Origin of the sequence: Niallia sp. MER 6, from assembly GCF_023714395.1 — a bacterium.
GTDB lineage: Bacteria > Bacillota > Bacilli > Bacillales > Cytobacillaceae > Niallia.
Window position 1 is genome coordinate 22,513 of the sequence record NZ_JAMAUK010000013.1, and the last position, 21,538, is coordinate 44,050.

General features: G+C 35.3%; 17 protein-coding genes and 1 riboswitch. Of the genes, 3 read left to right on the plus strand and 14 right to left on the minus strand.

Annotated features, from left to right (window positions below):
* Positions 1-210: 210 nt before the first annotated feature.
* From M3600_RS16235 to M3600_RS16245, 3 genes are all read right to left on the minus strand, one after another.
* Entirely contained in the window at positions 211-1,020 is an 810-nt protein-coding gene (locus tag M3600_RS16235) for a methyltransferase domain-containing protein (RefSeq protein WP_237943149.1), read from the minus strand.
* Positions 1,021-1,879: 859 nt separating this feature from the next.
* On the minus strand, positions 1,880-2,185 hold the full coding sequence (locus M3600_RS16240) for a hypothetical protein (RefSeq protein WP_233314902.1): 306 nt from the start codon (positions 2,183-2,185) through the stop codon (positions 1,880-1,882).
* A gap of 778 nt (positions 2,186-2,963) precedes the next feature.
* Positions 2,964-3,179 carry a hypothetical protein gene (locus M3600_RS16245; RefSeq protein ID WP_237943152.1) on the minus strand — a complete coding sequence of 72 codons (216 nt, stop codon included), beginning with the start codon at positions 3,177-3,179 and terminating at the stop codon, positions 2,964-2,966.
* Between the two features lie 658 nt (positions 3,180-3,837).
* Between M3600_RS16245 and M3600_RS16250 the strand changes: the two genes are divergently transcribed.
* Positions 3,838-4,140 carry a hypothetical protein gene (locus M3600_RS16250; RefSeq protein ID WP_251646711.1) on the plus strand — a complete coding sequence of 101 codons (303 nt, stop codon included), beginning with the start codon at positions 3,838-3,840 and terminating at the stop codon, positions 4,138-4,140.
* Positions 4,141-4,350: 210 nt separating this feature from the next.
* Here the strand turns inward: M3600_RS16250 and cydC are convergent, their stop codons facing one another.
* The 4 genes from cydC to M3600_RS16270 are packed head-to-tail and all read right to left on the minus strand — an operon-like array spanning position 4,351 to position 10,190.
* Positions 4,351-6,069 (minus strand): thiol reductant ABC exporter subunit CydC, encoded by a 1,719-nt coding sequence (gene cydC / locus M3600_RS16255; RefSeq protein ID WP_251646713.1) that lies wholly within the window; start codon positions 6,067-6,069, stop codon positions 4,351-4,353.
* Positions 6,066-7,799, minus strand: coding sequence for a thiol reductant ABC exporter subunit CydD (gene cydD / locus M3600_RS16260; protein WP_251646715.1), 1,734 nt, complete (start codon positions 7,797-7,799; stop codon positions 6,066-6,068). Before cydD ends, cydC begins: the two co-directional genes overlap by 4 nt.
* Before the next feature lie 28 nt (positions 7,800-7,827).
* Positions 7,828-8,841 carry a cytochrome d ubiquinol oxidase subunit II gene (locus M3600_RS16265; protein WP_127739823.1) on the minus strand — a complete coding sequence of 338 codons (1,014 nt, stop codon included), beginning with the start codon at positions 8,839-8,841 and terminating at the stop codon, positions 7,828-7,830.
* Entirely contained in the window at positions 8,838-10,190 is a 1,353-nt protein-coding gene (locus M3600_RS16270; protein ID WP_233314897.1) for a cytochrome ubiquinol oxidase subunit I, read from the minus strand. Before M3600_RS16270 ends, M3600_RS16265 begins: the two co-directional genes overlap by 4 nt.
* A 437-nt stretch (positions 10,191-10,627) precedes the next feature.
* On the opposite strand from M3600_RS16270, the gene M3600_RS16275 reads away from it, so the two are divergent.
* Positions 10,628-11,086, plus strand: coding sequence for a DUF2262 domain-containing protein (locus M3600_RS16275; RefSeq protein ID WP_251646717.1), 459 nt, complete (start codon positions 10,628-10,630; stop codon positions 11,084-11,086).
* A gap of 168 nt (positions 11,087-11,254) precedes the next feature.
* Here the strand turns inward: M3600_RS16275 and M3600_RS16280 are convergent, their stop codons facing one another.
* From M3600_RS16280 to M3600_RS16310, 7 genes are all read right to left on the minus strand, one after another.
* A complete protein-coding gene (locus M3600_RS16280; RefSeq protein WP_233314895.1) occupies positions 11,255-12,694 on the minus strand; it encodes a glycoside hydrolase family 1 protein in 1,440 nt (479 codons plus the stop codon).
* A gap of 63 nt (positions 12,695-12,757) precedes the next feature.
* Positions 12,758-14,623: a beta-glucoside-specific PTS transporter subunit IIABC gene (locus M3600_RS16285; RefSeq protein WP_251646719.1), complete on the minus strand. Its 1,866-nt coding sequence runs from the start codon at positions 14,621-14,623 to the stop codon at positions 12,758-12,760.
* A gap of 126 nt (positions 14,624-14,749) precedes the next feature.
* Positions 14,750-15,592, minus strand: a complete 843-nt coding sequence (gene licT, locus M3600_RS16290) for a BglG family transcription antiterminator LicT (protein WP_237943160.1) — start codon at positions 15,590-15,592, stop codon at positions 14,750-14,752.
* A gap of 181 nt (positions 15,593-15,773) precedes the next feature.
* The gene (locus tag M3600_RS16295) at positions 15,774-16,619 is read right to left on the minus strand and encodes a hypothetical protein (protein WP_251646720.1); all 846 of its coding nucleotides are present in this window, start codon (positions 16,617-16,619) and stop codon (positions 15,774-15,776) included.
* Between the two features lie 68 nt (positions 16,620-16,687).
* Positions 16,688-17,152: a hypothetical protein gene (locus M3600_RS16300; RefSeq protein WP_251646722.1), complete on the minus strand. Its 465-nt coding sequence runs from the start codon at positions 17,150-17,152 to the stop codon at positions 16,688-16,690.
* A 224-nt stretch (positions 17,153-17,376) separates the two neighbouring features.
* Positions 17,377-18,366: an aromatic ring-hydroxylating dioxygenase subunit alpha gene (locus M3600_RS16305; protein ID WP_233314890.1), complete on the minus strand. Its 990-nt coding sequence runs from the start codon at positions 18,364-18,366 to the stop codon at positions 17,377-17,379.
* Positions 18,367-18,388: 22 nt separating this feature from the next.
* Positions 18,389-19,732, minus strand: coding sequence for a nucleobase:cation symporter-2 family protein (locus M3600_RS16310; protein ID WP_233314889.1), 1,344 nt, complete (start codon positions 19,730-19,732; stop codon positions 18,389-18,391).
* A 154-nt stretch (positions 19,733-19,886) separates the two neighbouring features.
* Positions 19,887-19,988, minus strand: a riboswitch (purine riboswitch).
* 168 nt (positions 19,989-20,156) lie between these two features.
* Between M3600_RS16310 and guaD the strand changes: the two genes are divergently transcribed.
* Positions 20,157-21,521: a guanine deaminase gene (gene guaD, locus M3600_RS16315; RefSeq protein WP_233315616.1), complete on the plus strand. Its 1,365-nt coding sequence runs from the start codon at positions 20,157-20,159 to the stop codon at positions 21,519-21,521.
* Positions 21,522-21,538 lie beyond the last annotated feature (17 nt).

Below are 21,538 nucleotides of genomic sequence, written 5' to 3' on the forward strand. Positions count from 1 at the left end.
TTCTACTATGCAGCTAATCAACTAAATTACTTACTTTGTTAATTAATTTACTTAAACCAGCCTGTCATTTAATCTCATAAAAAAATCATTCCCCATCATTAAAGGAATGCTCTACTTTTTTTATCCGATATTACAAGAATGCTGCCATTTTCCTGATAAAAAGAACTGCAAATAAATGCAGCTCTTTTAAAGATTCAGAATGAGGTTAATTTATTTGAGCCGCTTCCCTTCAACAGCTAACATATACATCATTAATGATTCAGCATCCCTAACCATCCATTCTCGATATTCATTTTCTGCCCTTAGGTATTCTTTTTCCGTTATGAAACCGTCTCTTACCATTTGAACTCCTCTACTTGCAGCAGTATCTGCCCAAATTCCAATGCGAGTTTGGAATTCAGGATGAGGTTTCGTTGTTAGCTCGTGTTGGGGAGTTATGGTAATTTCTCCAATTCCTATTTTCTGAAACATATTGGGGAGATTATCGGCAATCGAATTGTCCATACCTGCTTCCGAACGCCATTTCAAATAGGCAGAGTAGAAGGCAAGCATACTTGAGGGCGGCTGTGGCTGCCAATTAATTTTCTCATGATTGTAATCCACAATGATTAGACGACCTCCTATTTTAGTAGCAGAAGTCAGTTTTTTTAATGCTTTTAATGGTTCCGATAACCAAATTAAAACCCTTGATGCAGTAACGATGTCAAATTCTTGATCATAGGGGAGATTATAGATATCACCTGTTTCAAAGAACAATCCTGGTGTTTCGCCATAAGCTTGACGGGCTTTTTTTATTAGATTCGGATTGCTATCGATCCCTACCACGCGACCATTAGGACCCACTTCTTCTGCAATTCCATATGTTATTGATCCTGTGCCACAGCCCACATCGAGAATTGTCATACCTTCAGTCAGTATTTCCTTAAGCCTTTCGTGAGAGTTTGCTAACGTTCTAGAATCTAGAACATTAGTTAACTTTCCTGATAACACAGCCCTATTTCGCGCCATCTTTGTATCCATATAACTTCCCCTTCCCACCAACTAAATGTTAATTCCACTGCTTTTATTTTATCAATTATTATTAAGTACTCTAATAAATTATAAGTGCCAATTTAATTCCAGAATGGAATGGATGAGGTTTCACAAGAAATTTAAGCTTATTCTTTTAAGTAAAACAGCAGTGCATTTTTTCACAAGTGTCTGTTTTTTACTTTCATCATTAAAGGAATAATCCCTAATTACATAAAAAACAGCCACATAATAGTAGCTGTCTCCATGTAAAATTCATATTGGTTTTAAATTTACTTTTGATAACAACAATGATAAATGAAAATAAATATTTGATGCAATGATTCCTATTATTGAAAATATAATGGCATCTTTAATAAGGAAAGAGTGAGACCCTATAATTAAAAATAGAACACCAGCAAGAATACCAGCTACTGAATACATTCCCAAAACGAGAAAATATCTTACCTTTTTTGATTCTATTACTATGTTTTCCATACCAACATCTATAAGTAGTGATACCGGTATTCCTATAAAGTAATAAAATGGACCAAAAGAAACCAAAATCAGGTGCATAGAAAATACAAGAATATAATACTGCAAATAAAACAACAGATAGTGTGGCTGTTAAGAACCTTTTCATTACTACACTCTCCATGAATCAAAACTATTACAATAAAACAGTTGGTAAAATAAGCACCACTATTGTACCAGACTTATCAATCTATTGTAAGTGGTTGTTATGTTCCTTGTTCTACTATTTTAGATGGCCCTCTTCACTTATTACAGCCAGATAGTTCTATAATAAGGGCAACACCAACACCTTAAGAGATGACAATATGTATATGAATGCACCTTAGCAATACATAAATTACCCCCACCACATTGCACAAACAAATAATGACCACATTGATACAAAGGTTCCTACTGTTCCAAAAACAAAAATGTATAAAAGACTGTATTTTTTTTCAACTTTTTTTAATTTTATCATCCAAAATCCTATTACGGGAGTAACTAAGCATATACTTATGCTAATTACAGTAATTATAGTTAAGTAATAAATGCTATCTGTCGTATTAATTATCCCCTCAAGAAAATAGGCTAGTGATTGTCCATATACTCCTAATGCTGTTGCAGTAATTATTAACAGCCATAAAACTAAGTGACTCTTTTGCATTAAACTTTTCTCCTTGTGTAATTTTTATATAAAAGTATAATATTACACCAATGATAACATAAGTATTAGCGATTAGGGATGTTTTATATATATTTTTTACTCAATCTCATTTATAACATGAAAAAACCACCAAATAAGGTGGTTAGTGAATTTTTTTACTTAACTAAAAAACGAAAATAAAGTGCTAATACGTAATTACCTAAAATAAATATCGCATATATTTTAAACGTAAATGCAAAGAACCCTTTTTTCTTAAAATTTAATAACAGATAAAGAATTGATATTATTAATACAAGTATGTATGTAGGTGCTAAAACTAACTTTGAATATAGATCCGGAGTAGTCATTTTTTTCTCTTCATCCTAATATTTGAGTAAATTCCCTTTTGTTTGTATGTGTGTTTATTATATCTCTAAACTGCTTCGTTTAGATACTTAAATTTATTGACATTCTTATTGCACTAATCTCCCTCAATTATAAACACCTTAACTCTTAAAACTTAGGCCTCATGGGAAATCCTCTTCTTCTTCACAAAAATAAAATAGGTGTACCAGGATCATGGAACACCTTTAAGAAGGTCTGTTAATGAAGGCTTCACCTAATATAGGATATTATCCCTTTTTCATTATGGATACGCCACTTATCCAATTCTTGCTGATTTTTTGTTGTGAAGAATTACGCTTACGCTAACCATTCATTTGCAGCTTCAGAAAAGACATAAAAATCAAGGCATTAATCCTTCTTGGATTAGTGCCCCGCTACCTTAAAAAATCAACTTTTATTTTATAGGCATAGTGTATGACACAGAAATATCATTGCTTTCTTGTATTTTCGTAAATATCTCATGAAGAATTTCTAATGCTCTTTCATTAGATTCATACTTCCCTAAAGCTTTATTCCATTCATTTGAACTGCCTACTATTTTTTTTCCTTCTACAGTAACCTCTTTTACACTTATCAAACTTTGTTTATCCTGAGAAAAAATCCATAACATAGTAAAACCATCCCTTTCATTTACACAGCATTTGCTGTATTTTTAAATACGTATGAGAATTTTTAAAGTTTCACTATTAAACTATCCTACACAGATTGTTTCACAAGGACAGGCCCCTGCCTTTTCAAAAGCATAGTCACTCTTTTATAATCTTCTCTAATCATTATAGGGTTTAGCAATAATCACCTCAGCCTCCTTTTATACCAATTTTTAACATTTAGAATACACCGTTTTATTGGTAAAAATTACAATAATTTGATAAAATTACTCATAGGTGATTAAATGACTGTTCTAAGGAAGGAAAAACAAAATAATTTTGTATGCATTATAATTAGTGCATGCATTTATTGCTGTAATTGTAGTGTTGTATATTTCTAGACATCATCCTAATACATTTAGTTTAGATAAAGTGGTAATTTGCTATTTAATAGTTATTGCCGGAAGCATTGTAGCCTTTATTTTATCTTTTAAAAACAGGATAAACTCTGCCCTGTTTGTTGTTAGCATATTATCAAGTCCTGTTTTAATTGTGATAATGTCAATCATTACATTTCTTTTAGCATTGGCAAATGGAATTTCAGAACCGTAATAGTATTAAAAAGGTGATTAGACTGTACTGTAACCCATTTTTTAGGTATCTAAGGAGGTGTAAAAAAATATGAGTGAACAGACTCAGGAAATTAGAAAAGGTTTTAACCCAATTGCACTTACTGTTATTTTACTTGTTTTAGCATTTATAGTGTTCTCTGTTTTTCGATACTTTCCCAATGTACATATGCTGGTTAGTATAACCCTATATTTTATAATCGACATTGGGTTTATAGTAGCAATGATATTAGGAATAAAAACGAAAGATAAGCCAATCATGGTTTTCAGTATTATTTCTAATTCCATCTTTTTTGTACTGTTATCTTTGTTTACTTTTTTGCTGTTAGTAGCATATGGGATAGGAGGACCATAAAAGTCTCTACTTGGAGGCTTTTTTGTGCTTATTTATGGGTAAATCCTTACAAACAATTTCACTTATAAGTAAGCTCCTTTACCAACAAGAATATAATCCAGCTTATTATAAAAAAATCCAGCTATTCACAGCTGGATTTATTGGAATTGGTATTATTTAAGTACATTTCTTCACAAGGTTCTCTGTATTAATATTAACTTTTATACTTTTTTATAGTAAACTTTCTTCTAATGTTTTCATTTCATAGAAGTATCCTTGTTTGTTCATAAGCTCTTGATAGGAACCGGATTCTATAATATTTCCTTGGTCCATTACAATAATTAGATCCATTCTGTCTAATCCTTGCAGCCTATGACTGATTAGTATTAAAGTATCCTCTTTTGCATATTCGAAAAGTCGCTGATAAATACTTTGTTCTGTCAGTGCATCTAATGATGAAGTGGGCTCATCTAATAACCACAGATGTCCTTTCTTTAGGAAAGCTCTAGCAATGGCTAATCGCTGTTTTTCTCCTCCTGAAAGATTTTCACCGTTTTCTAATACTTGCTGATCTAATGAAAATTGTTCAAGATTTACGTTAGTTAAGGCAGCTTTCAACTGATCATCTGTAAGTTCAGCTCCAGCTAATTTTAGATTTTCTCGGATGGTACCATAAAAGAAATGATTTTCCTGCAACACTACCTTTGCTTGTTCCCAGATTGCTTCGCCTGCAATACTTGCTGTATCTTGTTTATCCCAGAATACTTTACCGTTTTGAACTTGTAGTAACTTTAAGGCAATTTGCAGTAATGTGGATTTTCCAGAACCACTTGCACCTACAATTGCTACTTTCGATTTAGATGGTATCGTTAATGAAAGATTAGGGATTGTTGTCCGCCAATCGCCTTGGTGTGTAAACTGGATTTCTTTAAAGTGTAGTGATGGGGCATTATCCGGTAATTTAAATATAGTCGCCTTAGTCTCATTAACCTGTATGTCTGGGTCTTCTACTACATCATATAAACGCTTGGAAGCATCACTGCTTTCTTGCATATAGATTGGAAAGACGGCCATTGGTGCTGCAGGCTCAAAGACAGTAAGGGAAACCATGACTAGCATTGCCAAAAATATCCCTTCTAATGTACCATTCGTAACTAAATATGCTCCAAAGCCTAAGACAAACCAGCTGACTACAAAGGTAATAAATCCATTAAACGATTGACTGGATATTTTATTTATATTTTCAGCTTTTTGTTGAGCAATATAGGCTTCTGATTGACTTATTAAATGATTTTGTTTTGTTTGTAATTGTTGAAATAACTTTAAATCACGAAAGCCAAACATCATTTCTGTAATATATGTGGATAATTCACCACGTTCATTTCTAACTTTGCCATTAATCTTCACTTGTCTTAAGGTAAATAGCGCTGGAATAAGGACGGTGGTCAATAAAAATCCAATTAAAAGGATTACAGCAATCTCCATTGAATAGAAGCTAGCAAAGAAAATGGTACTAATAAAAACAAGTAATAACACCATTGGTGGGTAAAAAACTCTCAGAAAGAAATTTTGTAAACTTTCTACGTCTCCAACTACACGTGCTAGTAAATCTCCACTTCTATACTTTTGAAAAACATTTGGAACAAGTGGAGTTAATTTTCCAAAAAAAGCCACTCGCAAATTACTTAAAATGGTAAATGTTGCTCTGTGGGAATAAAGACGCTCTCCGTATTTTGCCCCTGCTTTAACTAGACCTAATAATTTTACAGTTGATGTTAATACAATTAATGTATAAAAGGGAGGGGTTAAGGCCGATTTAGAAATAAGATAACCACTTGCTGCAAATAAACCTACACTACTAATTCCAGCAATAAAGCCACAGATAACCGCAATAACGATATCTTTTTTCTCTATTAAAACTAGTTTAATTACTTTTAGCAAAGCGCTCATTGTTTAGCCCCCCCTTTTTGAATGGTAACAATTTTTTTATATGCTGGGATATTCTCAACCAAGTATTCATGCGTACCAGTTGCTTGTAACTGCCCATTCTCTAGATAGAGAATCTGATCTGCATTTTTAATGGTATGCAATCGATGTGCTACCGTTATAACAGTCGCCTTTTCACTTAGCATTTCAATCGATTGCTGCAAGATACTTTCCGTAGCAAGATCAAGTCCTCGTGTTGGCTCATCAAGTAAAACTATATTCGGTTTTTTCAGAAAGGCTCTGGCAATGGATACCCTTTGTTTCTCGCCGCTGGATAATCCCCTGCCTGCTTCCCCTATTTCTGTTTGAAACCCTTTTTCTAAAGATTTTATAAGTGGTAAAAGCCCAGCCAATCTTGCAGCCTCTTCTATAGCTGTTTCGTCTACCTTATCTGTAATCCCCATTGATATATTTTCAGCTATCGTACCAGAAAAAATATAAGGGTGTTGTGAAATGTAAGAGATCTGATTTAACCAGGAAGCTTCTGTATAGTTAGTCAGCTCTCTACTATTAATTTTAACTGACCCATGATCTGGAGTTATCATTCCTGCCAATATGTTAAGTAAAGTAGATTTCCCTGTTCCACTTGCACCAACTATGGCAATCTTTTGTTTTGGCAAGAACGTAGCAGTGACCGGCTTTAATTGAAAGTCCCCAACAGGATAGGTATATCCTACTTGATCAAGGAATATAGTTGGAGGAACATCCTGCTTTGGCAGCTCTTCTTTTCCCCATAACAACAAGTTTTCTTGTTCCTCAAATTCTTCTAATACTTTTTTCGTCGCTCCCATACTTGCTCTGCCATTATGGAATGTTGTTCCTAGTTCTTTTAATGAAGTAAAAAACTCAGGAACTAATATAAGAATTAAAAAGGCCGTGAAGAATGACATGTTTTCATAAATAATCATCTGTATAGCCAATTCCAGTGCAACAATTCCTATACTTAGCATAGAGATAAGTTCCAGTGCAAAGGATTGTGTAAAAGCTATCTTTAATATATCAAGAGTTGTATCACGAAAACTTAAGCTACTCTTTTCTAATTCGTCTTTTTGACGCTTTGTTTGGTCGAATAACTTTAACGTAACAAGCCCTTTTAATGCATCTAAAAAGTTACCAGAAAAAGAAGCTAGTTTTTCTAACTTCTCTTCTGATTTTTTTTGCGTTTTAATTCCGATGATAATCATATAGATCGGAATAAAAGGAGCGGAAACTAATAGTATTAAACCTGAATTGATATGTTGTGTAAAAATGATTATTAGCACTAAAATCGGTACAAAGGTGCTCTGCATCACTTGCGGAATAAATTGACTATAAAAGCTATCCATCTCATCCACACCATCAAGCAGCATACTAACCTTTTTACCTGTTTGCCCTTTTTCTGCTAACTGAATAGAGCTACCAGCATATTTCGTTAATAATTCTTTACGCGTAGCATTCTTTACATCGCTCGCAATGGAAACACCGATACGTTTACTTAGATAATCAGAACTAGATCTAATCAATAGTATGAATAATAATAGGATAAACCATGGTATAACTGCTGAAAAGGTTTGACGATTCAAGAAGACACCATCCACTATATTCGTCATTGCGAAAGCCTGTGTAATAACGGCTATACCAAGTATTAATGTTAATCCCATTAAAAGAAAAATTCTTTTTTTATATAACCAGATGGTCTGCTTTAATTTTTGCATAATCAATTCAGCCCTTTGTTCAATCTCATTATTTTTTACCCTTCGCGTAATCTGCATCAAATAAGAACAGACGCATTAACAAAATCAGGGAAGGAACTAATAATAGCAGTCCAGCTATAAATGCAACTATAAGTGCAATTCCCATCGAAGGATTTGTAACACTATTTTCTATACTGATTTGCGGATATAGTAAATATGGAAACTTGGCCATGCCGTATCCAAAAAAGGCAAAAAGAAATTGCAGCATAATCGCTATAAAAGCAACACCATAATACTTGCCAATATACAATAGACTAATCGCAATTAAGAAAAATGCCATCGATAGACCAAAAACCCACCATAAATCAATCATATTTTCGTAATTTTGCTGATTGCGCTGACTTAAAGCTATCATGGTTGTAAGTGCCATAATAATGGTTGGTGTTGCCCAAAAAAGTGCCCATTTTCTTACTAAATGAAGTGCCGGTATATCATTTGCTCTTGATGCATAGTACGTTATAAAGCTCGCACTAATAAACAGGACAGAGACAATAGCCAAACCAACAATGCTCCAAGCCAATGGACTAGTAAATAACTCAAAGTATTTTAATGATACGTGTCCATTTTGTTCTGTAATGAATCCGCCCTCAGAAATCGTTAAGGCAACCGATAGAGAGGCTGGGATAAATAGCCCTGTTGCACCATATAGAAACATATAAATATTACTTTGTTTTGACCCATAATTTTCAAAAGCATAAAAGGAACCGCGAATAGCTATCAAAATGATGGCAAAACTTGCGGGTACAAGTAATGCTGATCCATAGTAATAGGCTGTTGATGGAAAGAATCCAACAATACCAACAAAAAAGAATACTAAAAATACATTTGTTACCTCCCAAACTGGAGATAAATAACGTGAAATAATTTTATTGATAATGTGATCTTGTTTCGTAACTTTTGCATAGTAAGCGAAAAAGCCTGCACCGAAATCTATGGATGCCACTATTAGATATCCATATAAAAATATCCATAATACACTAATCCCAATTACTTCATAGCTCATTTTTTATCCCCCTTATTAAGTTCAGGGTAGTATTTCTCTAATTCGAGTTCCACAGGCTTATCTTTAAATAATTTCCTTAAAGTAAGGACAAATAGGGTTCCAAGCACTAAGTATAGTGCTAAAAATAAGAAAAACATGTGAACAATATAGGGAGATTTAGTTGCTGCCTCTTCCACTGTCATATATCCTCTTAAAATCCATGGCTGTCTGCCCAGCTCTGCAAATACCCAGCCAAATTCGACTGCTAACATCGCAAGTGGGCCTCCTAAAGCGAGTAACCATAATACAAACTTGTTATGGACATCCCATCGTTTAAATCTACTTAACACTAGATATAGGAATGAAATTCCTAATAAGAAAAAGCCAATCATAACCATCAAATCAAACAAATAGTGAATGATTAATGGTGGTCGCTCACCTTCTGGGGTTTCCTCAAGACCTAGTACCTCACTCGTAAAATCACCATGAGCTAAAAAGCTTAGAAAACCTGGGACTCGAATAGCTCCAACGACTTCATTGTCTTCATTTAACCATCCAAACAGAACTAGATCGGCATTTCCCTCTGTTTCAAAGTGCCACTCTGCAGCTGCTAATTTTTCTGACTGGTGCTTAGCTAGATACTTTGCTGATAAATCTCCACCTAATGCAGTTAGCATAGAGAACACAAACATAGAAATAACAGTCATTTTTAATGCTTTCTTATGATATTCTGCAGCACCTTTCTTTTTTAATAGTGCAAACGCAGCAATGGTAGCTAAAATTGCAGCAACTGTTAAATATGAACCTCCTAAGACGTGAAAAACTCTTGTTGGAGTTGACGGGTTTAACATTGCTTGCAATGGATTTACAGCAGTAAACTCACCATTCACCATTGTAAATCCGTCTGGTGAATTCATAAATGAATTCACTGTACTAATGAATACTGCGGACATACCTGCACCGATGATGACAGGTAAAGATAATAACCAGTGTGTATATTTCCCTTTAAATCGGTCCCAAGTATATAAATAAATCCCCAGGAAAATTGCTTCAAAGAAAAATGCAAAGACTTCCATAAACAGCGGCAATGCAATTACATTACCTGCAAGCTCCATAAAGTTAGGCCATACTAAAGATAGCTGTAAGGCTATAGCCGTCCCTGTAACCACACCTATAGCTACAGATATTACAAAACCACGGGACCAGCGTTTAGCTAATAATTCATAATGTTTGTCTTTCTTTTTAATTCCAATAAATTCAGCTAAAGAAATAAATAATGGTACTCCTACACCTAATGTAGCAAAAACAATATGAAAAATTAGAGTCATAGCAGTAATTAATCTGCTTACCGTAACTGTATCAAACTCCATTTTCACCCTCCTCAAAATGTAATTTTATGTGAAATAATGAACAAGTTATTGCATACTTTGTTACTCTTTGCACAATAAAATGTATCATTCCTTCATTTTCATTTAAAAAACCACATATCCACCTTTTTAATTCATCGTAGTATATGTATTTCTTTTTCTATTTCCACTATATTTATAATGTTAACATGGATTTCTATAAAAATTTATGTCCATTTTTCGAAGGATTTTTTTCCCAAATGACAATATTTAAATAACATATTATTTCGAATTATTAATTTAAAGTTCTGATAGAGAATAATGTTGATGTTCCTTTTTTAACTATCGGGGTAGTTAGTGGAAGAAGGGTTAATTAATTTCTATAATGAATTAGAGATAAAAAAGCAAGAAAATAGTGATGTAATCAATAGAGGATTATGTTAATAGAAAGGTGCCAGGAGATGAAAAAATCAATACAAAGTAGATTCATTGGAGTGTTTACATATAATGACGATTTAAAAGTATATGAGGCAAATGAAGGGAAAATACATTGGAAATTAGATATAAGAAATGAATTGGTTGATGTAGATGAGATGTTGAAAAAAGCAGAAAAACTTTTTTCATGTATAGAAGAATTTGATAAAAATGCAAAAGTATCCATAGCAGAGAAATTGATTGATTATAAAAATGATTTTTGGCCCGAGTATGATGAGGATGATGAAAATTTAAATTGGGATGCTGTAGATGCAGGGGAATATGATATAACAAAAGAAAATTTTCAGGAAGCAATTACCCTTTATGACATCGAAATTAGAGCAAATGAAATTTACTGTGAATATGATGATGGAGATTTATTTGTTGGGCATAGAATACATGCTTACTTTGATAATAATTATGTGTTATTAAGGGCTGATGTATAGAAATAATTTTATTTTTTAAATTTTTTTGTGACAAACACTAAAGTCTTGGTCTTTTCTATTAAAATAAACATCAAAAATGACCTTTATCAGAGCCAATTTAATAGATTTTACCAATAATCCTTTTAAACAAACAAAAAGCATGAGAACAAGTCTCATGCTTCCTTAATTTTATAGCTCTTCCCCATTTGTTGCAATTACATTTTTGTACCAGTCAAATGATTTTTTCTTGCTGCGTTCTAATGTTCCGCTGCCGTCGTCATGCTTGTCAACGTAAATAAAACCGTAGCGTTTAGACATTTCGCCTGTTGATGCACTTACTAGGTCGATACAGCCCCATGGTGTATAACCCATTAGCTCTACTCCATCTTGAACTGCCTCTCCCATTGCTTTTATATGTTCACGCAAGTAGTCAATGCGGTAATCATCGTTAATCGTTCCGTCTGCTTCTACTTTATCATAAGCACCTAAACCATTTTCGACAACGAATAGAGGTTTTTCATAACGATCATATAGTTGGTTTAGAGAAATTCTTAATCCAGTTGGATCAATTTCCCAGCCCCAATCACTTGCTTTCAAGAAGGAATTTTTTATTCCGCCTAGGATGTTACCTTGGCCCACTTCTTCTGGTTTCTTGTCTTTCTTTTCTGTACGAGACATATAGTAGCTGAGTGCAACATAGTCAACTGTATGCTCCTTAATTAGCTCTAAGTCGCCTTCTTTAATATCTAGTTCAATTCCATGTTCTTTAAAATAGCGCTTAATGAATGCTGGATAATGACCTCGCACTTGCACATCTCCACAGAAGTAGTTGAAGATTTGTTCTTCTTGCAATGCGAAAAGAACGTTCTCTGGGTTTGAATCTACAGAGTAAGTTGGCAGGTAAACAAGCATGCAGCCAATTTGTGCACCTGGAATGATTTCATGACAAAGCTGAACCGCTCTTGCACTTGCTACAAATTGATGGTGATATGCTTGGAATGTTGGCTGGTAGCGGTCTTCTTCACTTTGAATCGCAAATCCTAAACCAAGGATTGGCATATGTAGACTGCTGTTAATTTCATTGAATGTCATCCAGTATTTTACTTTATCTTTGTAACGGTTGAATAGTACTGTTACATATCTCTCAAAGAATGTTACTAACTCACGGCTTCTCCAACCACCGTATTCTTTTACTAGATGAATTGGCAATTCATAGTGAGAAATTGTCACAACTGGCTCAATATTGTATTTTAATAGCTCATCAAACACTCGATCATAGAATGCTAAGCCTTCTTCGTTTGGCGTAAGTTCATTGCCATTAGGAAAGATTCTGGACCAAGCGATGGACATACGGAAAGTTTTGAATCCCATTTCAGCGAAAAGGGCAATATCCTCTTTGTAACGGTGGTAAAAGTCAATTGCTTCATGGTTTGGGTACGTATATTTCTCTGTGTCTAGTTCAAAATCAAAGCCTGGATCTGAAAGCACTTTTAATCGAACTTTCCCGCCTGGAAGCACGTCTGGTGTGTTTAAGCCTTTTCCACCTTCATTTGAGGCACCTTCTAATTGGTTTGCTGCAGTTGCTCCTCCCCAAAGAAATCCTTCTGGGAACTTAAATGTTGATGTCATGTTTATTTCCTCCTTTATATGAAGGAGAGAATAGTGTATCACTCTCTCCTTATTCACATTGCTTTAAACGATAACCGTTAATAGTTTTTCGGATTGGACAATATTTTCTTCACTTGTTCCAACGACTTCTACATACTCACTTGTATTAGTGACAATCACTGGCGTTGTTACTGGATAACCAGCTTCTTTAATTTTCTCAATATCAAACTCTACTAACAGATCGCCTTGCTTTACTACATCATCTTGCTTAACATGCGGTGTATAGTATTGACCATTCAATTGAACAGTATTGATGCCTATATGAATTAATATTTCTGCTCCATCTGTTGAAGTAATACCTATCGCATGACCTGTCGGGAAAACGGTCGTAATCGTTCCATTTACTGGTGAAACAGCTTTTCCAACTGTTGGCTCAATCGCTATTCCTTTCCCCATTGCTTCTGAAGCAAATACAACATCGTCTACTTCTGATAATGGCAGTACCGTTCCTGTTAATGGGCTAGAAATTACTTCTTGTTTTATAAGTGGTTGTGCTTTTTCTTCTATTTTTTCTGCTTCTTTTTCAACTGGTTCATTCGATGCTTCTTCGTTCTTCTTTTTATCTTCAAAACCAAGCACTAGTACTAATACTAAAGCAATCACAAATGCAATGATCATTGGAATAATAAATGACACAATTGGTGTGTAAGCTGGAATTGTTAAGAAAGCTGGAAACGCAAAGGACATAGCTTTATTACCAAGAGCGCCACTTATTCCTCCTCCGATTGCACCAGCAATGGCAACGAAAGGAATTGTTCGTTTATTACGCAGCAGCAGTCCATAGATAATTGGCTCTGTTACACCTGCTAATGCTGCTGGTAAAAAAGTAGAACCAGCAACAGTTTTTACCTTCTTGTCTTTTGACTTTAAGAATATCCCCACTGCTAATCCCATTTGGGCAAACACAGCGGCGGAAAGCATAGCCATTAATGGATCATATCCTTCTGCTAAATTCTGCAGGATAAGCGGCACAAGGCCCCAGTGTAGTCCAAGTATTGTTAAGAAAGTCCAGCCTGCACCCATAACGGCACCTGCTAACCAACCACTCTTCGAACTTAAGAAGCTGATACCATCACCAATCCAGTTTCCTACATACACCCCAAATGGACCGAATGCCAGCACAGTTAATGGCACAATAATCATTAATGAAAGCATCGGCACCAAGAATAGCTGCAAGTCTTTATGAATAATTTTCTTTAAGAATTTATCTAGTAGTGCATAAATACATATAGCAATAAACACAGGGAATACAGTAGACGAATAATCCATTAGTACAACTGGAATTCCAAGGAAACTAGAAACATTACTTGTCTCTGTCATTAACCCCGTAAAGTTAGGCTCAAGTAATGCAGCCCCAATTGTTCCACCAACATAAGGATTTGCGCCAAGCTTAGTAGAAATTGTAATCCCTAAAAGAATCGGAAGGAAATAGAATACTGCATTTCCAGCCGCAGACAGAATAAAGTATGTCCCGCTTGTCTCTGATAATAACCCAGTCATTGTTAAGACTGTTAAGATTGCTTTTAACATACCTGCACCGGCAAGCGCTCCGATTAATGGGGAGAAACTTCGTGATATTACTTCAAAAATTTGCGCCCCAATGCCTTGTTTCGGTGCATTTTCAGATGTTTGCTCCGAACTGCCAATATTAGCGATCTTGTTTATTTCTTTATATACTTCTGGAACATGACTTCCAACAACCACTTGAAACTGTCCGCCACTTTCTACAACACTAAGCACCCCGTCTAAGTTTTGCAGTGCTTCTTTATTCGCCTTGCTGCTATCGTTTAATTTAAAACGTAAGCGTGTTGCACAGTGAACAAGGCTTGAGATATTTTCTTCTTTTCCGACTAAATCAACTATGTCGTTAGCAAGTTTATTGTAGCTCATTTTCTTTTCTCCTTTTTATTTAATACACTTATATTCATTTCCCTGTTGACGTGAAATTTTCCAACAAAAAAAACCTAAATCAAAACATCTCTGTTTGATTTAGGTTTTGCCCGCAAGGTTACAACCCTATTTGTCATTATTGCTTTTGACAACTCGTTCTATATGGATCGTTAAATAGATCATTTCTTCATCTGTTAACACATAAGTATACATGCTTTCGATAAATTTCTTTATTTTCAGCGCACATTTATGTGCTTCCGGGTATTTCATCTGAATTACTTGATATAAATCATCATCTGTAGAGCTGTTATAGTGATTTCCTTTCACTAAACGCTGCGCAAAAAACTTGAGATGGGTAATAAATCGATAGAAATGCAGGGAATTCTCATTGAAATCAATTTTAAAGTGATACCTGACAAGTGTTAAAATTTCCTGCATAATCTTTGTCATATCATGAACAACTGGCATCTCTTCATTCAATTCAGCGTTGATGAAGTGAAGTGCCAAGAAGCCTGCTTCATCTTCTGGCAATATTACACCAAATTGATCACAAATCATATTCAATGCTTCTAATCCTACCTCATACTCATCTCTATACAGCTGTCTGATTTCCCATAGTAATCCGTTTTTTATAGGAAGGTGGTTCTTAAATCGATCCACTGCATAATAAATATGGTCCGTTAAATGAATATAAATGCTTTCGTTTAATTTCTTACCAAGCTTCATCTTCGCATATGCAATAATCTTCTCCGATAATTGCATATATTCAATCGGCATATCAGCAATCAAGGTTTTGAATTTCGTCATTATATCTTCGTTTTCTAAAGTGAAAATCTTATCGATTTGTTCTTCATCTATAAGATCACCAGCCCGCTTTTGAAAAGCTATTCCACGACCAATGATGATAATTTCTTGATTATCTTTTACAGAGATAACTGCATTATTGTTTAATATTTTCTCGATGTTCACTTTATTACCCTCCGATATATAGAGAAAAAGGCAAAACCCACCCTTTAAAAATAAGGTAATCGGTTTTGCCTGATTTAACAGTTACAATCCGTTCTGTATACGCTTCCTACATCTTATCAAACAATAATAAAAATAGCAAGTTAATTTTTATCAAGGGTACTTTAGCTCATTATTTTCCATATTAAAGAATGACTTTCCTAGCCTGTAAGAAGGCTTGGTTATTCTGAATCGTAACGTCTACATCGTAGTAACCACTTTCAAAAGAAGAGCATTTATAATCACCTGAACATCCTGTTACAAAGAATGGAGTATTAGGAAAATTGGAATGGATATTGGTTAGCTTGGAATAAAAAACATGGGCGTGATGTGTAAAGATCCCGAGGATTCTATTTCTAACATTGGCAGGAATGGCATTAAAAAAACGGTCCGTTTCTTGTCGGCTCACCACATGATCTGAGCTGACAGTATTATAAATTCCTGGTACATAAAGCGGCCAATGAGTATCGATAATATAGTAATGATTGTTATCCAGATTATTTAGGAGGTCAATGCTGTCTTGACTGAATGTTCCCGTACCATTATCGAGCCAAACATGGTGCACTAACCCTTGAGTCCTTGGAATACTCACTCTGCCTGTTAACGGGTTAAAATATTGCAGAAATAAACTTCTGCTGTCATTCCTGCTAGTATCTTCCCAGTTTCCTATCGACGTTCGGTAATATATATTTTTAGGTCCCAGATTATGGTCAACAATATTTTTAAACTGCTGATAATAACTTCGCGCTTCTGCTGTTGTAAAAGCTCCTAAAGCATGGGCGTTGTCTCCACCAAAAATGACATATCTTTTGTTCCCAGTGCTTAAAACGCGGGGGAGGAAGTTATTAAAAATACTTTGGCTATTTAAATAGCCTACATGACTATCGCCAATAACTGCTATGTTGACATTATATCCGGATGAAGCCTGTAAATTAGACTGTGTTAATGTACTAGGGTTAGAGACAGAATTACCCCTTCTTTTCTTATTCATTTTCATCACACTCTTTTTCATTATCTTCCTATATGATATTCAGTAATTTATAGTGTGCTTGTACACTTTTAAATACCTTCCCACAGCAAAATATATTCTGTGTGATATAAAGAAATATTTTTCAATATAGTTGATAATTTTGAAAGATTACTAATACTTTCATCCTTTGTAAAAGTGTTATCAAAATGATGGAGTGTATATTCGTCTAAATTACGAGCTATAGCTATTAACTGATTCGTTATGTCTGCTAATGTTTTAAAAGAAGTAGCAGTTATTATACAGATTCCTGCTAAAGCAATTCCTTTTTCTGTTGCTATCTTATTATGGAATTTATTTAAAAAATTTAAGTCATTTACAGCTAATTGCTCGAATTCTTTACTATCCGGATAAAATACTGGGATAGTACTGATTAGTTCCGTTTGACGAGGATGAGCCTCTCCTACATAACACAAAAAATCATCGTGAATATAAATAATGTCTATTATTTTATTTTTTGGTGTATGTAAAACTTTGATTTCATGAAAGTCAGTCATAAGCGAAAGCTCCTGTCTTTATTTAATCTTAACAGCATAACAAGGATGAACTATTTTAATGCTAGTCTATAAATCCTTTGCAAAGCTTTCCATGATTATGCCACTAATAACACTTGTTATAAAGTTCTAGGAACAATTCTCCCATTCAAAAAAGCACGGGTTTCCCCGTGCTTAAAAGTGTATTAAGTTTAAAGTACTCCTGCAGCGGAAATCAATATCTCAGGCTACACTCTCACATGAACGGGTGTAGTCCCATTTTCCACACCTAACTGATTCAGCCATCTGCGATAAGCTATCGTTAGGGCATCTGATTTAAGATGCAGTTCTGCTTGTAAATCCAACGGAAGCAGTTCTGGCTTTTGGCTTTGTACAATATCTAAATCTTGATAAAAGATAGTGTCTTGGAACTCAACAAATGGTTCGTCAGGCATATCTAAATCATAGTTTCTTGTTAACAGCATATATGCTTGTGATTGTTCATTATCTACTTGATTAACAATCAGTAAAATAGTTAATGCATCGTCTGAGCCTTCTGATGTCTTCGTAAAACGAGCTGTTGTTGGATTTAAGATTTCGTATACATAATCTGCATAGCCACCCTTTGAACGTCCGTCAGGATTTGGCTGATAAACAGGAATTTTGCTTGTAATATAGCGATTATCGATAAATTCTACTTTATAATCTACTACTTCCGCATGTTCCTCGTCTCCTAGTAAACCTTCATGTACGAACATAAGATGTGAAACATCAAGAAAGTTCTCAATAATTCTTGGTGCATTTGCTCCTACATCATAAGGACCACAGATGACAGTACGATGATTCTCCATGTTGAATTCTGGATAAGAAATAAGCGGTGCTGGATTGTCACCTAAATTAACCCAGATTAGACCAAGATATTCTTCACAATGATATACAGTTGCTTTTGCCTTCTTTGGAATAGCTCTTCCATTTGGAAGGGCTGGAATCTTTACACAGGCTCCAACACAATCATATTCCCACGCATGGTAAGCGCACACTAAATTTCCGTTTTTCACCTTTCCAAGCGAAAGGGCAGCGCCGCGGTGGATACATAAATCCTTAAAGGCATGAACTCCCTTTTCATTGCGGAAAATAGCGACTCTTTCTCCAAGTACAAATACTTGTTTTGGATCTTCTAATAATTCCTCTGCTTTACATACTGGATGCCATTCATTCCATAATCTATCTTGTTGCATTGTGTAAGACTCTCCTCTTTTTCTAGTTTACGTTCATGGAAACATCATTAACTTTTACTTTATCGTCTTTTTTCTGTGGAAGCACTAGGTTCAGAACTAATGCAGCAATCGCTCCGATAGCTGTTCCAGATGATACAAAATAAGTAACGATTTCTGGCAATCCAGCTAACACATCTGCAGGCATTAATACAGCGAATAATGCAAGCATAATCGGCACACCGATAACAAGCATATTTCTTTCTGTAAATGCTTCATCTTTAATAACTTTAAAACCATTCATCATGATAACAACACATAAAATCGCAAACACACCATTAATTACTACACTTGGGATACAGGCAATTAAGCTTGTAAGCTTTGGCATCATGCCAAGCAGCACTAAGATTACTCCACCAACAATAATTGGTTTACGGCTTTTCACCCCAGTTATCGCGATAATACCTGCATTAGAAGAATAACCTGTTACAGGTGTCCCCCCAAAGAAGGAACCAACGAAACAGCCTAACCCTTCCCCAAGAGCGCCGCCATTTAATCGCTTTTCATCTAGCTCTTCTCCAGTTACTTTACTGACAGTAAACCATGTTCCAGTAGTTTCAATAGTGACAATAAAGTAAACAACGACCATTACTAGAATGGCATGCAGATTAAACTCTGGCATACCGAAAGAAAATAGACCTGGCATTTGGAACCATGCTGCTTGCTTTAACGAATCAAAATGAACTAATCCAAAGAATGACGCAACAATAGAGCCAATAATAAGTGCTAAAACAACTGATACAATTTTAATATATCTCCATTTGGATTTAGCTTTTTCTCCGACATACATACAGAAGATAAGAACAGCCGCAGTAATGGTAGCTACTAGAATATTCTCTCCAAAGCTGCCTTCTGCTGTATAAATGGAGTTGATGGCACTCGGCATTAACGAAAGGCCAACAACCACTATAACCGTTCCTGCAACGATTGGCGGTATGATTTTTCTGACAACCTTGCTATAAACCTTGAGCGGATAACCTAATAAAGCAACAATTAATGCACCAGGAATTAAACTGCCAATCATGGCACCGATACCTGACGTTGTGCCAATCGCTGCTAATGCACTTAATGGGACAAAAGACGGCCCTTGCATAACTGGAAGCCTCATGGCAAATCCTGCTTGAATAATCGTGGCAATTCCGCATGCGATAAACGTCATTTGAATCAATAAGGCACTATCTGATACGGAAAAAGAAAGTAACCCGGCCAAAATAATTGGCGGAATAAATAAATCCATTGCTAATACTTGCTGTAAACCTAGAAAAATCGACTTGCCAACGGAAATTTTTTCTTTTTGTTCCGTGATAGTCTCCTTCATCTCTTTTTCCATTTCCCCATTCCCCCTATAGGTTATTAGACATTCATATAATCAAAAGTTTCTACCAGCAAAAAAGCTCGAAATACATACTTTTCCAGACAACAGAAAAGCATGTACTTCGAGCTTCATAGTTCAAAGTATCAAAAGAATAGACCTATATTCATAAGCCATTCTTTTAGCTTTTCATAGTCAGTTTATTTACGGTAAACAGGTAGAAACTTGTAGGCCATATCCCCACGATTATATGAAAAACACTATTTAATTTTGGTTTGTTACTACAATACCACGAAATTTATTAAGTTCAAGATATTTTTCAAAAATAATTTTTCTTGTTTCTTTAAATCTAGCAAAGCGATATGATTTTCTGTAGACTAGCTACTAATCATCCATTACAATGTTTATATTAACATAAAACACGAACAATAGGAAGGTGTTTATTATTAATTATACGTATATTTTTCACGGCACTGCATTCACTAGTTATTCTCCTGAAAAAGTAAATATCTTGAAAAACCATCTCTTCTTTGTAAATGCTGAAGGCTTAATCGAAAAGATTGTTAGCCCTGAAGAAGAGGATTATGCTTCCCTTTTAACTGCACACAAAGAAGATGCCAACTTTCGGCAATTAGATGAAGGCCAATATTTTTTACCTGGTTTTGTCGACTTACATGTTCACGCTCCGCAGTGGGCACAATCAGGGACTGCCCTTGATCTCCCGCTATATGATTGGCTGCATACGTATACTTTCCCCCTTGAAGCAAAATATGCAGATTTATCATTTGCTGAGACAGTATATGAAGATTTAGTTAGCACCTTACTCGCCAATGGAACTACAACTGTGCTTTATTTCGCGACAGTTCACAAAGAAGCAAGCTTATTATTAGCAGAGATTTGTGCAAAAAAAGGACAACGAGGCCTTGTAGGAAAAGTAGTGATGGATGATCCAGAACAAAATCCTCTCTATTACCGTGATGCTGATACAGAAACAGCTCTTAAAGATACAGAGGAGTTTATCCTTGCCGTACAGGAATTAGCCAAAGATGTGAAGCAAGGCGTCTACCCTGTTGTTACACCTCGCTTTATACCAAGCTGTTCAGACGAAGCGTTGAAAGGACTAGGTGATTTGGCTGCTAAATATGACACTCATATACAGTCCCATTGCAGTGAAAGTGATTGGGCACACCAATATGTAAAAGATAGATTGCAAAAAAATGACGCTTTTGCACTTAATGATTTTGGATTGCTAGGCGAAAAATCAGTTATGGCTCACTGCAATTTCCTTGATGACAACGATGCTGCATTGTTTGCAAGCACCGGCACTGCCATTAGTCATTGTCCATTATCGAACGCATATTTCGCCAACAGTGTCTTACCTTTAAAACGATTTCAAGCAATGGGAATTGATATTGGCCTTGGAACCGATATTTCAGCAGGCGCAACGCCAAGTATTTATGACAATGCAAAGCAAGCAGTCGTCTCGTCTCGCATGCTAGAAGATGGTGTCAGCACTGCACTTTCTGCAGAAGAGCGCGGTGTGCCAGATTCTCGCATTTCCATTCATGAAGCCTTTTATTTAGCTACGGCTGGCGGTGGTGAAAGCTTAAGTCTGCCTATTGGAAAAATAGCAGAAAACTATTCGTGGGACGTTCAAATTATTGATACAAAAGCGCCCGCAGCTAAGCTTCCTATTTTTAATTCAGAGGAAGAATTAGATGATATTTTCCAAAAAATACTATACCTTGTTCGTCCAGAAAACATTAAAGAAGTGTGGGTCCAAGGAGAGAAGGTTCATTCACGTTAGTAATAGAATTAGCAAAA